The organism is Lentibacillus populi (assembly GCA_014642895.1).
In the GTDB taxonomy this organism is placed as follows: Bacteria; Bacillota; Bacilli; order Bacillales; family Amphibacillaceae; genus Lentibacillus_C; species Lentibacillus_C populi.
On record BMJD01000003.1, the window covers coordinates 44706 to 61339 of the forward strand.

10 protein-coding genes are annotated in these 16634 nt (G+C 36.3%); 8 read left to right on the forward strand and 2 right to left on the reverse strand.

What is annotated here, in order from left to right; genetic code table 11:
• The 6 genes from IEX12_RS03445 (at nucleotide 1) to IEX12_RS03470 (ending at nucleotide 8129) form a co-directional block, all read left to right on the forward strand.
• On the forward strand, nucleotides 1-336 hold the full coding sequence (locus IEX12_RS03445) for a hypothetical protein (RefSeq protein WP_102414550.1): 336 nt from the start codon (nucleotides 1-3) through the stop codon (nucleotides 334-336).
• 505 nt (nucleotides 337-841) lie between these two features.
• Nucleotides 842-1420: a sigma-70 family RNA polymerase sigma factor gene (locus IEX12_RS03450; RefSeq protein WP_188724659.1), complete on the forward strand. Its 579-nt coding sequence runs from the start codon at nucleotides 842-844 to the stop codon at nucleotides 1418-1420.
• A 538-nt stretch (nucleotides 1421-1958) separates the two neighbouring features.
• On the forward strand, nucleotides 1959-2597 hold the full coding sequence (locus IEX12_RS03455) for a sigma-70 family RNA polymerase sigma factor (protein WP_188724660.1): 639 nt from the start codon (nucleotides 1959-1961) through the stop codon (nucleotides 2595-2597).
• Nucleotides 2598-2998: 401 nt separating this feature from the next.
• A complete protein-coding gene (locus IEX12_RS03460; RefSeq protein WP_155555592.1) occupies nucleotides 2999-3175 on the forward strand; it encodes a hypothetical protein in 177 nt (58 codons plus the stop codon).
• A complete protein-coding gene (locus IEX12_RS03465) occupies nucleotides 3172-3765 on the forward strand; it encodes a hypothetical protein (RefSeq protein WP_155555593.1) in 594 nt (197 codons plus the stop codon). The genes IEX12_RS03460 and IEX12_RS03465 overlap by 4 nt, the downstream gene beginning before the upstream one ends.
• 356 nt (nucleotides 3766-4121) lie before the next feature.
• Entirely contained in the window at nucleotides 4122-8129 is a 4008-nt protein-coding gene (locus IEX12_RS03470) for a discoidin domain-containing protein (RefSeq protein ID WP_188724661.1), read from the forward strand.
• An 81-nt stretch (nucleotides 8130-8210) separates the two neighbouring features.
• Here IEX12_RS03470 and IEX12_RS03475 read toward each other — a convergent pair whose 3' ends face one another.
• Nucleotides 8211-9389 (reverse strand): CDP-glycerol glycerophosphotransferase family protein, encoded by a 1179-nt coding sequence (locus IEX12_RS03475; protein WP_188724662.1) that lies wholly within the window; start codon nucleotides 9387-9389, stop codon nucleotides 8211-8213.
• The gene (tagD, locus tag IEX12_RS03480) at nucleotides 9382-9780 is read right to left on the reverse strand and encodes a glycerol-3-phosphate cytidylyltransferase (RefSeq protein WP_188724663.1); all 399 of its coding nucleotides are present in this window, start codon (nucleotides 9778-9780) and stop codon (nucleotides 9382-9384) included. The genes IEX12_RS03475 and tagD overlap by 8 nt, the downstream gene beginning before the upstream one ends.
• A gap of 445 nt (nucleotides 9781-10225) precedes the next feature.
• Here tagD and IEX12_RS03485 point away from each other — a divergent pair, with 445 nt between their 5' ends.
• On the forward strand, nucleotides 10226-13462 hold the full coding sequence (locus IEX12_RS03485) for an N-acetylglucosaminidase (protein ID WP_188724664.1): 3237 nt from the start codon (nucleotides 10226-10228) through the stop codon (nucleotides 13460-13462).
• Nucleotides 13463-13652: 190 nt separating this feature from the next.
• On the forward strand, nucleotides 13653-16625 hold the full coding sequence (locus IEX12_RS03490) for a peptidoglycan recognition protein family protein (protein ID WP_188724665.1): 2973 nt from the start codon (nucleotides 13653-13655) through the stop codon (nucleotides 16623-16625).
• Nucleotides 16626-16634 lie beyond the last annotated feature (9 nt).

The following is a 16634-nucleotide window of genomic DNA, read 5'->3' on the forward strand; positions in this document are numbered from 1 at the left end:
ATGAAAGGTGATGAGCATTCAATTACCGTTACAGAAAAAATACTGGACAGTGAAGACCTTTCCGATAAGAAGGGAATTCTTAAGAATTATACCAACAGCATCAACGACTATGATAAAGCTTTTTTCAATTTAGTTGATTCCATAATTGTTAACGAAGACCAAAAAGGGAAAATCGTTGAAGCGATGCTGGAGAAAACGAAGAAATTTAAGGGTCACAATCAGAATTTGACAGAGGACGTCGATCAGCAAATCAATAAAACCGTGAACAATTTGAACGAGCAGGTGGAGGATATGAAGATACAGCTGCTGACGATAAAGTATAGGGATAATATTTGAGGACTTGAGGAAGGGATAGTCACATTATTGGTCACAACTTTCGTATACCCTTTAATCCATATGTTATATGGCTTTTTTTATGTAGTATGGAATATAAGTTAAGTTTGCATGGAAGAAGTAAAATAAATTGAATCACGCGCGTTGATTATCCATGAATTTCCTTAAAAAGTGGGGATAGATGTCGCCTATCATACAGAAATTTTGCTAGAGATCCTTTGATTTCATCTGGAAGTGTACCAAGGATTAGATCCACATCCGCGCCCTGCCATAATGTCATAAATCTGTCACAATTATCAATCCGTATTTTCTAGCAGCATAATTCGACACAAATAGCAAAACATGCCATCACTCAAGTTAATTCGACAATTTTTGATAACTGTTTCGTGGGCTTTCGACAATTAATGCGCGCCATTCCGGTTTTTCGGACGACTTGACACGATCTGCCATAATAGAGGTAAGCGCGCAATTATAGCAAGGCCGGCCTTGAGGAAAGAGTGAGGCTGTAATGAATATTCTTACTGGGGAATCTTTTGAGGAAGTTTTACGAAAACATGAGGGAAGAATTTATTACCACATCCACAAGTTAAACATCTTTGACCCGCACCGGGAATTTTACCAGGAAGGTTTATGTGCTTTATGGGAAGCGTATAAGACATACCAACCGGATAAAGCACAACTTTCCACTCACCTCCATAATGCGATTCACAATCGTTTAATCGATTTACTACGAAAGAAGGCATGCCAACAACGTCACGATGAGATGTTTCACCAAGAAGAAATGAAAAAACAAGTAAGCGGAAATCGCCGTTGCAATGTAAATATGCCGATTCATGATGATCCAAGGATTATGCTAAATGAAGCTAAACTATGGCAGCAGGTGCGAGCTCTGCTAACTGTCAATCAATGGAAATGGCTGAAGTTTAATATTTTAATGGGTCTTTCGAATCAGGAAATAGCAGAACAGGAAGGTGTTTCCGTTGCATCTGTCCATAGTTGGGCGAAAACGGCAAAACGGAGATTGAGGAAGGAATTGAGGAAATGGAAGCGTTATGTAGACTGGGATGGAGTAAGCTGGATCGGTTGATGGTGTAGGAAACACGGGTTGCCCGTTCGTACGTTTGCAAAGACGGGTAACCCTTTGGCCATTGGAAGTGTGGAGTATATGCTTAAGTAATTTCCGCAAATGGACCTTACATATAAGCCTATTTGAATGTGGTTAATCATGGAAACCGGCTCTTTTTATTTATATAAATATTTGTTGAAAAATATATATTTTTTTAATAAAACGTGCTACTTTTATACTACTTAATTCGATAATAGTAGTAGGGGAGGAGTTTAAAAATATAGATCAAAAGTCACTTTTGGGAATAGGGAGCGAATGCTGATAAGCTGTATCATTGGCAAACTGCATTCATCGTTGATTCCCATACATACATCATCCCCTTAAAGATTATCTCCATCGTTCCCACACCTGTCGCCACGCAATTAGCCCACCTAAAAATGGGGCAGGCCTCTGTCCCGCTATTAGTTTCCAAATTATGAATGATTCGGCTAATGAACATGGAGATAATCTGACTTTGCATCATATTGCGAAAGCTGGCTTTTGGGAAAAGAGGCGAGAGATGCGTAACGAGGAAAAGGGTAATGAGGAAAAAAGCTGTAACGAACAACGTCATGAGGAAAGGAATCACATTAAAAGGGGGCATAAGGAAAATGGCAATGAACAAAAGGCGAGCTTTGAGGAAATCTTCAGGCAGAATGAGCGGCGTATTCATTACCACATCCATAAGCTGCACATTCAGGATCCGCATAATGAATTTTATGTAGAAGGCCTGTACGCCATGTGGTGTGCCTATAAGAAATACAGACCTGATCAGGGAGTCATGTCCACTTACTTCAACTTCACCATCCGCAATCGTTTAATCGATATGCTCCGTAAGAAAAACCGAGAAAACCAACATCAAGAAACGTTTATCCAGAATGAAAAACAAAAAATGGATAACGGCAATCGTGACTGCCGGACCAATCTTCCTATTCCTGATATGAATGGGATTGAGTTGCAGGATGATATGCTTTGGGAGAAAGTGCGAGCCATGCTGACGGACAATCAATGGAAATGGGTGAAGTATCACATTATCGAGGGCATGCCGTTGAAGCAGATTGCAGAACAGGAAGGAGTAACGGTTGATGCAGTGAAGAGTTGGAGAAAGACAGCCAAGAAGAGGCTGGAGAGGGTTGGGATTAGGGAGTTGTTGGAATAAGGAAGGAAAAGCCGGACAGATGCGGCTAGCGGGACAGGGGGCCAGATCCTTTGTCCTGTCATTATTTTCCATACGGAGTGAGCGGAAAATTGGTCGGGTCCATAACCGATCGAGTAGTTTGGCGAACCGATCGAGAGAGGCATGAAACCGCTCGAGTAGTCTGGAGAACCGATCGAGATGGCCACGAAATCGATCGAGATTCCCGAAAAATCGACAAAAAAGACGTAGTGTACGTGAGTGCGGCTAGAAGATTATATTAAAAAGTGTAATAGAAAATGAATTATACAAGGTGATAGAAGGGATAGAGGAACATGAATTACATAAAAGAACTTAATGCATTTTACCATCATATCGTATTTCATTCACTTTCCGGTTCAGCAGTTGCTCTATAGAATACACTGATGCATTTTAACAATCGCTGTGGCTGGAAAGAGCAATTTCCTGTACCTGCCACGATGCTTGAGCTTACGTCCGGTGTGAAAGGAAGTTCGTTTAAACGAGCAAGAGATGAGCTGCAGCAAAAGGGATTCATCCAGGTAACATCACGAGGAGGGAATCAAGCCGCTGTTTATCAATGAATTCTCAATTGCAGGATTATGATATTGACGGGGCTTTGGCTGATGGCGAACAGACGGGCAATCAGGCGGTTGCTTCGCATACAAGAAAGCGGGATACGGACGTGGAGGTTAGGGAGACGCAAAATGGAAATGCGCGCGACAATGGTGGTGGAAATTTGGTTTACCAACCGATTCATCATGTGAATGACAAAAAGGAAGACAGGCTAGATAAAGAAAACGAGGAGCGAGCTGATACCGTGTTCCGCAATGTGAATGACAGGATGATTAGCAATGCACCTCACAAAGCGAATCACATACTGGATAACACAGTGATCCACAATAGGAACGACAATCTGAATGACAATCCAGCGCCATTAGTTAAACAAAAAGATATACAAAACAAGACAATACAAGTGAATCCTTTTGGAAAGTCATCCCTCGTTTCGAATGGGATAGAGGAAAGCAGAATGATGAATAATTTATTCATCAGACAGCTCTTTATGGGTAATTTTAAGAGGGGCTTCCATCACAAAATCAATATATGTCGAAAAACGTTCTTCTTAATTCGGGATTTCAAAATTGGAAATAAGAACCGAAATTCCTTTAAATAAAGTAAAAAAAGATCACTTATTGACTCGTAAATGAAAGAGTGTTATAATTTTTCTGATAACTAAATGATGCATCAAATGTTACTGATAAGATCAGGCATGGTGGTAAAGTAGAGGAATTGACATCCTCTCATTCCTCCATGCCTTTTTTTATTAGAGCTAATAACTAAAGGGTCTAATCCATTTTAACCAAAATAATAAAAATCGTTAACTGGGATTCATCGGTGTTCTTGGAAAAGTTGTAAAGTAAGAAGACAACTATTTCCTTCAAAATAAAATTCAATCGTAGGGAGGCGAATTAATGAGCAGTGTTCAAATTTAAAAAGCTATAAAAACACTTTCTATGGAGGAATGCACAAATGAAAAATACGCGAAGGAAAAAACAGATTTACATTAGTGTGCTAAGTATATTATTGTTAGTAACTAACTTATTTTCTGGTTCTGAAGTTTTGGCTGAAAGTGATAAGACAACGTATGAAAGTGCCGAGGATGTGCTTAAATATATTAATAATGAAAAGCCAAGGATATCCAGTGATGGAAAATCAATTGTTTTACCAGAATCCCCTGATCCGAATTATGAGGTTTCATTATATGGTTCGGACAACAAACAGATTATAGATATGGATCTAAATTATTACCAACCTATCAGTAATATGAATATCAACATTCTATATAAAGTAACGAACAAAAATGATAGCTCAGATTATGCAACCTCCTCAGAGGACATTCCTGTTAGTGCGAAGGGAAAATATCAGCATGAAAAGGGAGATAACGATGTACCAAATGTAGTGCCTGGTCTACGAGAGTGGAAAGGATACACAGGAAGTTATAAACTATCCGAAGGTACAAGATTGATAGTTGATTCACCTAACTTAAAAGAAACTGCTTCGTTAATTCAAGGTTATTTTAAGAATATGATTGATAAAGACATTGCTATTGTTGAGGGTTCTGATGCGAATAGCGGAGACATTCTATTAACGCAGAATAAGTCGCAGCAATATTTAGGTGAGGAAGGCTATACGCTAGATATAACAGATAAAATTGTAATAAGTGCCCCTTCATCAAAAGGAATCTTATACGGTGGTACATCAATTACGCAAATTTTATCACAATCCAAGAATCAAAACGAAGTACCTAAAGGAATGGCCAGGGACTATCCGAAGTATGAGGTCCGTTCGGGTATGCTGGATGTCGGAAGAATGTATATTCCTTTAGAATATGTCGAAGAAATGACTGAATATATGGCATGGTTCAAGATGAGTGAGATGCAAATGCATATTAATGATTTTCGTGGGGGTGCAAATTATTCCGGATTCCGTGTTGAGAGTAAAAAATATCCAGAAATAAATGCGGAAGACGGATATTATACGCAAGAAGAATATATAGCTTATCAAAAGGACATGCAGAAGTACGGAATTGATATAGTAACTGAAATAGATACACCCTATCATGCAGAAAGCTTCAGGGCTGTTAATCCAGATATGATGTTAAAGAAAGGTTATTTAGATATTACAACACCTGAAAAGCGTGAATTGGTATATCCATTTGTCGAGTCTTTATATGATGAATTTCTAGGTGATGGACCCGATGATAAAAACAGGGTAGTACAAAGCAATAAATTTCACATTGGTACCGATGAATATGATAAAAAATATTCCGAAGAAATGAGAGCGTATACAGACCATTTTATAAAATATGTTAATAATAAGGGATATGAATCAAGGCTGTGGGGATCCATTGGTAAAAATGGATTTGATGGTGAAACACCTGTTAGTAATGAAGCAACAATGAATATTTGGGCAGGTTATTGGTCAGATGTAAATGAAATGTACGACCTTGGCTACGATATTATAAACACTTGTGGCGGGGATTTATATATTGTCCCTTTAGGTAATGCTGGATTTCCTGATAGACTCGACATAAAAGATAAATATGACTCCTGGGAAGTAAATGACTTTTGGTGTGCAAATAGACAAGCTGGAAAAGGCGGTGCAACCATGCCGTATGCCCACCCTCAGACAAAAGGTGCTGAGTTTGCCCTATGGAATGACTTAACAGCGTACACTGGCGGTCTATCCAGTTATGATATTTTTGACCGTTACAAAGATGCTGTCATGTTAGTGGCAGAAAAAACCTGGTATGGCGAGAAAACAGAAGGACAAACCTCAGATCAATTTATGGAACGTGTTGAAGCCGTTCAAGATAAGATACCTATGTCCAATCCAGGAAGATATATCGAATCAAAAACGGAAATGGTTCTAAATTATGATTTTGAATCTGTTGATAATGATACGGTTAAAGATTTATCGGAAAACGGGTACAATGCTCAAATCATTGGGGGAAATATCACGGATGGTCTTGATGGAAATGCTTTGGAATTAGATGGAAGCAACTATTTAGAATTACCTGTTTTAAGCATTGGCTATCCATATAGTATTTCGTTTGATTTAAAATTGGATAGAGATTCGCTTGGAGATGCGACTCTATTTACAGGGAAAGATGGAAGCCTGTATTTAAACATTGATCAAACAGGAGAATTAGGCTTCGAACGAAATGAACAAACGTCTGCCGGAAGTAAGCATAAATTTGAAAACTATAAGTTTAGCTTTGAAAATAAACTGAAAGAAAATGATTGGCAACACGTAATTCTTGTAGGTGATAAAAATGAGACGACCCTATTCGTAGACGGAAGGAAAGTGTCGACAGCTAAACAAATCAATAAACTGGAAGGACATACCGGTGACTCATCAACGTTTGTTCTGCCATTGGAGAAAATCGGTAAAGGGATAAAAGGAAAATTAGATAATATTAAATTGATGAACAAAGGTCTGGAAAACAGTTTGCAAAAGAACTTGGCAGCAGGTCAGAAAGTAACTGCTTCTACCGCTTATGACAATACACAAAGTGCTGATCATGTTGTAGACGGTAATTTTGGTACAAGATGGGGATCCCAGTACAAAGACATGACTGAAGCTGAAAAAGATAATCAGTGGATTATGGTTGAATTAGATGATTCTTATGATTTAGACACAGTTAAAATTCACTGGGAAAAGGCAAGAGCTGAAGAATATAAATTGCTTACTTCATATGATGGAGAAAACTTTGAAGAAGTATATAATTATGATCCTAAATCACAAACGAGCCAAACAGATACCATTGATTTAAAGGATGTTCATGCGAAATTCGTAAAAGTAGAGATGTCTAAACGATCTACAAAATATGGTTACAGCATGTTTGAATTGGAAGTTTACGGGAAAGCAGATTTTAAATATGGTAATAAGCTTGTGAATGAAGCGGAAGATTTATTGGATATAATTCCTCTAAATGTAAGTGGGGAAAAAGAAAGAAAAGAGCTTATTGCTGCAAAAGATGAATTAAAGGTCTATCTATCAAACGAGGAGCCTGACATATTCACCTATGATATTTTGGCAGGGAAACTGATCGATAAATTAAAGGACTTTAAAGAAACAGTAAAAGGCTCAGAAAACCTTGCCTATCAACAAAAGGCAACTGCATCAACGAAGTACAATGAGTCACAGGGAGCACATTTTATGATAGATGGGGATACAAGTACGAGATGGGCGTCTAATTATAAAAATATGACCGATGCTGAAAAAAATGATCAGTGGGTTGAACTTGTACTAGATAAGACGGTTGATATGGATACAATCCTGATTATCTGGGAAACGGCCAGAGCCTCTAAGTATAAGATACTTGCTTCTAACAATGGCGTTGATTATGAAGAAGTCTACGCCTATGATAATGACGATAGAAAAGAATTAGTAGATATAATCAATTTGGAAGACTTAAATGCTAAATTTATCAAAATCGCTATGTCTCAAAGAATAACAAATTATGGATATAGTATATATGAATTGGAAGTATACAATTTTTCTGAAGGGAAAAGGCTCATAAAAGAAGTGGACCAATTATTAAACAGAACTCCAGAAGAATCGAGTGGAGAAAAGGAAAGGGTGGAACTCATTTCTGCAAAAAATGAGCTAGAAACCTATTTTATAAGTGGAGATAAAAATGCGGTGACCTATTATACGCTGACAGCCGCCTTAACAAATAAATTAGCTACCTTTAAAGAAACCATTACACAAAGTGCGAATCTAATAAGGAATTCTGTTGAACAATTCAAAAATAATGGCGAATTTGCCAACGATCGTGCCGCACATGCCTTAATTATTCATTTAACCGCTGTAAGTCAATATGAGAAAAAGGGGTCAGCGGAAAAAGTCGTTAAACACATGGAAAGTTTTAAACTATTACTTGATCATCAACTAAAGGATGAACTGATATCTGAGAAGGCCTATAATAGCCTTAAGAATGATGCTGAGACCTTGATAAATCAATGGGATTAGGTTTTTGCAGGGTATACCTTTAATGTAAGACATTGTCCTATTTAATAAAACAAGACATCGAATAAACGATGTCTTGTTTCTTCAGTTTTGATCCACAACCTGATACTGCTCTTCATCTGTATAAATCGCGTTAATAAGTGTTTTACTGGAACGGCCTCTTGAATACTGATTCCATTGGGCAGCAAAATTTTTAATACGCTCCATATCAAAATAGCCATTTTCAATTACATCAATTAAATCATCCGTGTTGCCTACAACCGGACCCGGGACAAGCGTTTCATAGTCCTCCCAAAAACCCGTTGTACGCTCATATTTATCCAAATCATAAGCAAAGAAAATCATTGGCCGCTCCAATAAAGAAAATTCAAATGGGATAGAGGAATAATCGGTTATTAAAATAGCAGTAATTACTAGTAAGTGATTAACATCCGAAATATCCGAAACATCATATACAAAGTCAGAATGTTGGTTACGGAATTCATGTTTCACTGCTGGATGCAATCGTAGAAATAAAACATAGTCATCATGGAACTTTTCATAAAGCTTTTCGATTTCAAGTGCAATTTCAGCTTTGTTTAGTTGATCATCCCGATAAGTAGGGGCATATAAAATGACCTTTTTACGATTCGTTACCGGATAAATTTGCCGCAACTCCTGCTCAACATTTTTTTTCTCCTGAATATTAAAGAAAAAATCACTTCGAGGGATCCCACTTCGCAAAATTGCTTCATTCGCCAGGCCAAAGCTTTGCCGGAAAATGGCTGCCATTTTTTCAGAGCCCACAACTACATGAGTAAAACGCTGATAAACGCTTTTAAAACGCTCAAGAGCTCGTTCAGACCTATTTTCAACAGAAGGATCTTTTAACCCAAATCGTTTTATGGCACCTGCAGCATGCCACAATTGAACACATTGAACATTTGGCTTGAAATCTGTCACTGCTAAAAAGCCAAAATAGTTATCGACAAATACTTTATCTGCAGTAGCCAAATGATAGATCGCTTGAATCCATTGCAATAGATTCATAGGTTCGAAATTCAGCACGTTATCATCGTGTTCAAAGTCAACCTTGCATTGGGAGGTTTTGAGAATAACAACAGGATCATTTGTATGCTTTTTTAACTCATTTAACGTATACAAAATATTATCCCCAAATGAAGCAACAAAAATTGCTTTCTTCTTTTGGGGAAATAATTTAAAGGCATTAAAGAGTACCTGAAAAACAAAAAGGTACACCGTAACTACCAGTTCTCTAGCCATTGTTCGATAGCTGCAAATCTTTTTTGATTTTTGTGGTTGATATTCCAACTGTGCGTGGTAAATAGACAACTTTACAATAGTCTTTCAAGAAGTCAAATTTTCCTTCCCAGTCATCTCCCATTACAAACGTATCGACTTGATGCTTTTGAACGTCTTCTACTTTTTGTTCCCAATTGTGTTCCGGGATAACTTCATCGACGTAGCGTATAGCTTCAAGGATGGCTTTACGCTGTTCAAATGAATAATATGCCTTTTTACCTTTTATTGCATTAAATTCATCTGAGGAAATAGCAACGATCAAGTAGTCACCGTATTCCTTGGCACGACGCAATATATTTATATGGCCTGTATGAAGTAAATCGAATGTTCCGTATGTGATTACTTTTTTCATTTCTGTACCTCCGTGTGTGTTATTTGTTTATAATAACATATTCCGTTTACATTGTTTTAACAAACAGGTTTCAATTAATTAAATAGTCTCTCTGATAGTATACTATGAAAACGAAAGAATATAAACCATCTTTGTAAAAAGGTGTTGGAAATTGCTGAAATATTATTTCCAAAATGTACTATTATTAGTATAATAGTACTGAACTTAGTAAAAAGGAACTGTAAATAACTAGGTTCAAACATAAAATAGATTAGTAATTTTATACAGTGCAAATTTTTATACATAGTAATAGATCATTAATATGTATGTTAACTAAATTTAATAATGAATCCGGTTTTCATTTATTTGCCTTTAACACTAATTTATTTTAAGCAACTATTTTATAAGAATGGGAGGCGAGAGAAGTTTTTATAACTTGGTAGTAGATTTCATCAGGAGGGAGTAAATGAGAAAAACAGCAATATTTTTAATAGCCTGTTTAATTTTTAATTTGCTTTTATCGTACAGTTTACCTGCAGCAGCTGCACCGATTAGCAATGTAAATGAACAACAAGTTGAAAATGTTATTTCAGATCAGGAAAAGTCAAAAGAAAATAATAACGAAACGATCATCAAAGAAGAAACAGAAAATGATTCAGAACAAAAGATAAATGATGATACTCCTATTGATGCGGAAGACGGAACAAAAGAAGAAACAGAAAATGAATCATCTAGCTTATCAGGATCTGAATTGGATAATAAAACAAATGATTCCAAAGAGGATGATGAAGGCAAAAAGGATTCATCTGTTTCGGATCCAGAAAAAGAGGTAGATTCAAGCGATAAGGGAGACAATTCGGAACAACATGCAGACATTCAAAGTAAGAAAGCAAGATCTCTTACTACAAGTTCAGCTAATATTGGCGTAAAAACAAGTAGACTTGGACACATTAGAAGTACAAGTGTACGAATCTACGATATCCCTGGAAGTGATGTTTCGTTTGCAGCAGGAGATAAATATACAAATGCCGTTTATTACATTAAAAAACAAGCTGATATTGATGGAACAAGGTATTACTTAATAAGTGAAGAGCCAGGCAGTGTGAACGGAGTGGTTGGTTGGGTCAAAGCAACTGATTTATCGACGCATGAACATTTGGGTCTGGATAAACAGGATAAGACCTTTTACTTTTCCGGAAAAGGCAGTGCTTACTCCAAAGCGTGGGGCGGATCAAAAGATCTTGTTTACCAGGATATGTCGAAATATAAAGGTCAGAAATTTAACGTACATTTGACTGAAAAGGTAGGAAATAATACGTGGTATCGTGGTAATTTTAATGGAAAAACAATCTGGCTGCATGAGAGTTATGTAACGAAGAAACAATCAAGTAATATTGTGAGAAGTCATACCAGCAAATTGGGCCACATCCGTAGCACAGGTGTAAAAATCTATAAAACTATTGGTGATAGTTCAACTGCCTTTACTGCAGGCAGTAAATATACGAACCAGGTGTATTATATTAAGCAACAAGCAATGGCAGGTGGACAAACATATTACTTAATAAGTTTGAAGCCAAGTCGAATAGACGGAGTAGTCGGCTGGGTTAAAGAAAACGACCTATCATTACATGCGCATCATGGTGTAGATAAAAAGAATAAAACCCTTTATTTTACCGGAAAAGGTAGTGCTTATACAAAAGCATGGGGCGGATCGAAGGATCTTGTCTACCAGGATATGTCGAAGTACAAAGGCCAGCAATTTAATATACATTTGACCGAAACGGTAGGAAACAATACGTGGTACCGTGGAAATTTTAATGGAAAAACAATCTGGCTACATGAAAGTTACCTAACTAGTAAGAGTGAAAGTAACACTAGCAAACTAGGGCACATTCGAAATACGAAAGTAAAGATCTATAAAACGATTGGTAAATCATCAACTGCGTTTACAGCTGGGGAAAAATATACGAATCAAGTGTATTACATTAAACAACAAGCAAAAGTAAGTAGACAAACATATTATTTAATTAGTTTGGCTCCAAGCCGAGTAGATGGAGTAGTTGGCTGGGTAAAAGCGACTGACTTGTCGACGCATGAACATTCGGGTCTGGATAAACAGGATAAAATCTTTTACTTTACCGGAAAAGGTAGTGCTTATACGAAAGCATGGGGTGGATCAAAAGATCTTGTTTATCGGGATATGTCAAAATACAAAGGTCAGCGATTTAGCGTCCATTTGACAGAAACTGTAGGAAATAATGTGTGGTACCGTGGTCAATTTAACGGAAAAACAATCTGGTTGCATGAAAGTTATTTAACCAAAGAAGAAGAAAGTCATACAAGCAGATTAGGTCATTTGCATAGTAGTGCAAAAATCTATAAAACACTCGGTGATGAATCATCGAATCTTAAAACGAGTAATTATACAAACGCTGTATACTATATAAAGCAACAAGCAAAAATAAATGATCAAATCTATTATTTAATTAGTAAAAAACCAAGCCGAGTAGATGGAGTAGTTGGTTGGGTAAAGTCATCAGACATGTCAACACATGAACATGTAGGCGTGGACTCTAAAGATAAACTATTCAAGATAATTGGTACAGGAAGTGCTTACAGTAAAGCATGGGGAGGATCCAAAGATCTGGTCTATGCTGATGTTTCAAAGTTTAAAGGTCAGGAAATTAAAGTTAATTTAACCGAAAAAGTAGGAAATAACATATGGTATCGTGGAACCTTAGATGGAAAAACAGTATGGTTTCATGAGTCATATCTAAAAAAGACAAAAGAAGTAATTACCAATTATACAACTTATGAATTAACTCTAGATAAAATGCTAGAATTACAAATGAAAGTTAATCCACAAACTGATAAACAATACAAGCTTTGGATTCGTGAAGATGCGTTTGGGAGTATTCGCAATGGTAAAGGTACAATAAAAGGGGATAACTGGAATTTGCGGAGAGGCCCCGGCACGAATTATCTATCAGGTGGGAAAGTAAATAACGGAAAAGAACTTACATTAATTGCAAGTCAGAAAGTTTCTGGGTTTACTTGGTATCATGTAGGATACACATCAGGATGGGTAACTCCTGATGTTTCGGATGTAAGGTACTATTTAGATTATAGAAACTTTATGGATAGCCTTAAGAATAAACTACAATTCCTTAAATTATCGGAAAGTGCTAATGTTAGTGTAACTGAAGTAAATGAAAAAATTCTTAAGGGTAAAGGTATTTTGGAAGGAAAAGCTCAATCATTCATTGATGGCGGCCAAAAATATAACGTCAACGAAATATATTTGATCTCCCATGCGCTATTAGAGACAGGAAATGGCACCTCAAAATTAGCTAAGGGTGTTAAATATAACGGGAAAACTGTCTACAATATGTATGGTATTAATGCTAATGATAAATGCCCTGTTGAATGCGGTGCTAAATATGCTTTTGATCATAAATGGTTTACTCCAGAAGCAGCAATTGTTGGTGGGGCTACATTCGTCAATGAAAATTATGTTCAGGCAGGACAAGACACATTGTATAAAATGCGCTGGAACCCATTGGCTGCTGCTAAATATGGCTATGCTACCCATCAATATGCAACAGATATTGGATGGGCATATAAACAAACATCAAGAATGTACGAATTGTATAACCTACTAAATGGATATAATCTGATACTTGATATACCTAAGTACCTTTAAGTTGTATTAGGCACTCTGATTTCGCTTGAAAGATGCGATATCAAGGTGCCTTTTTATATTGTGGGAAGGATGTGGGGTGAGGTAAATAATTACTTTAATACCTAAAACTTTAGACCTATTCATCCGATATATTAATAAGGGTAAGTAGTTCAATGGTATCACTAATATTTTATGAATTAGGGAGGTTTATATGAAAAAGTTAGCAATTTTGATCGTATTGCTTCTAGTATTAACATCATCGTTTCCCTATCCTATTTTAGCGATGGGAAATACGGAGGATCAAAATAGTGAGGAAAGTGAAAGTAATAGGAAGCAGATCGATGATGGAGCAATAAATGATTTAGATAATCAAGTGGAAGGAGAAGCTGAGGACAAAAACAATGATTCTAATAAGGACAAAGAAGGAAATGATAAAGACAAAAAAGTAGAAGATAAAAAGAACTCAAGCAAAAATAATAAATCATTTGTAGAAAAAAAGGAAACAACCAAGAATAAAGAGGAAACCATTAACCCTGTCGAAAATAAATCAAATAAACATACAACAAAGGCAAAAGACGATGCTGACAAGAGTAAAGAAGAGTATAATGATTTAGGAATTAAGATTGGTACTAAGATTTACGGAGAAGATATTAGTGAACTAAGTGAGGAAGAACTGCAATATGTTCCGAAGGCCTGGAGAGACGGGGACTTTAAAAGTGAGCATCCAGATAAACAAACATCAAATGACAGAAATCTTTTAATGAGAGCGGCCTATCCAGATGTAAATAGTTATATTCATAATATAACACCGGCTAAAGTGGAATATAATCATAAAAGTATATTTCCTAAATTCAACTATCGTAATGGATTTGGAAAGCCTGAAGGTATAGTAGCACATGAAACGGCTAATCCGGGTTCGTCTATTACAAATGAAATTAATTATATGACTAAAAACTACAATAATGCTTTCGTTCATGCCTTCGTTGATCATTCTCATATTATAGAGATCCATCCAACAGACTATGCAGCATGGGGGGCAGGTCGATTTGCGAACGAGCGATTTATTCATGTCGAACTAGTTGAAGTTAATAACTTTGACCAATTTGCACGTTCTATTAATAACTATTCAACCTACATCGCTTCCTTATTATATAAATATAATTTAGGTGTATCGAGTGCGGAAAAAAACGGTAAAGGTACTTTATGGTCCCATAAAGCAGTTAGTAAATTCTTAGGTGGTACAACTCATGTTGACCCACATGGTTATTTTGCAAAGTACGGATATAATTGGAATCAGTTTGTTAGTCTAGTAACTTCAAAATATAATAAATTAGTTGAAGGAAAAAGCTCGAACACAAGCAAACTAGGTCATATAAAATCAAGTAATGCAAAAATTTATGATAATCCTTCTAAAAAGAAAGGATCTACTGCCGGATCAAAAAATATGAATGAGGTATTTTACATTAAAGCTGAAGCTAAAATTAACGGAGTTCATTACTATTTAATCAGTAGAGAACCAAGTAGTAAAAAAGGGACAGTTGGATGGGTAAAGGCTAGCGATATCAATGTTCGTACACATAATTGTGTAGATAAAAGGAGCAAAACTTTTATCGTAAAAGGCTCAGGAAAGGCTTATGATAAGGCTTGGGGTGGGTCGAAAAACCTAATATTTGATTTATCATCATATTCTGGATCAACATTTAAGGTTAATCTCACCGAAGCAGTCGGAAATAATACGTGGTATAGAGGAACACTTAATGGAAAAGTTGTATGGATTCATTCAAGTTATTTAGCAACTGTAACGGAAAGTAATATTAGTAAATTAGGTCATATTCATAATGAAAATGTAACAATATTTAGGAAAATATTCGATGACTCTAATTCATTCAAATCTGGAAATAAGTATACTAATTCGGTTTATTATATTAAAAAACACGCCAAGGCGAATGGAAAAAACTTCTACCTGATAAGTTTAGAACCAAGTAGGGAAAAAGGTGTAGTTGGCTGGGTTGAAGATAAAAATATGAGCGTTCACACGCATAAAGGTGTCGATACTAACAGTAAAACTTTTACTATAAAAGGCGATGGAAAAGCCTATAACAAAGCTTGGGGTGGTTCAAGGAATTTAGTGTATGACTTATCGAAACATAAGGGAACAACATTTAAAGTGAATCTTACAGAATCAGTAGGTAACAACACTTGGTACCGAGGGATTTTAAATGGTAAGCAAGTATGGATTCATTCTAGTTATGTAATAGATAAGCGTAACACAAGTAAATTAGGCCACATTCGAGATGGAAAGGTTAAAATTTATTCAAGTATATACGCTGACGCCTCTTCATTTGCAGCGGGAGAAAAATATACCAATCAAGTTTATTATATTAAAGAACAGTCTAAAGTAAATAAGCAACTATATTATTTAATAAGTCTAAAACCGAGCCGAATCGATGGAACTGTTGGATGGGTGAAGGCAGAAGATTTATCATTACACACACATAAAGGTGTAGATAAAAAGAATAAGACTTTTTATTTCACTGGAAAAGGTAGTGCCTATAAGAAAGCATGGGGCGGGTCTAAAGATTTAGTATATAAAGACATGGGATCGTATAAATCACAGGCATTCCATGTAAATTTAACTGAAAAAGTAGGTAACAATACTTGGTTTCGCGGTAAGTTTAATGGAAAAACAGTTTGGTTGCATGAAAGTTATCTAACTACAAAAGAAGAAAGCCATACTAGTAAACTGGGTCACATTCGTAGTGATAAGGTGAACATTTATAAAACCATTGGTGATAGTTCATCTGTATTCTCTGCTGGTGAAGAGTATACAAACCAAGTGTATTACATTAAGCAACAAGCAAAGATAGGTAAGCAAACGTTTTACCTAATCAGTTTAAAGCCCAGCCGTATAGATGGGGTAGTTGGTTGGGTGAATGCCAAAGACCTTTCAACGCACGATCATATCGGGGTAGATAAAAAAGTAAAGACCTTCTACTTTACAGGTAAAGGAAATGCCTATACCAAAGCGTGGGGAGGATCAAAAGATCTCGTGTATCCGGATATGACTTCATATAAAGGGCAGCGCTTCAACGTGGATCTGACTGAAAAAGTAGGCAACAATGTATGGTATCGTGGACAATTAAATGGAAAGACAATGTGGTTGCATAGTTCATTTGTTAAATGATACAAAGAT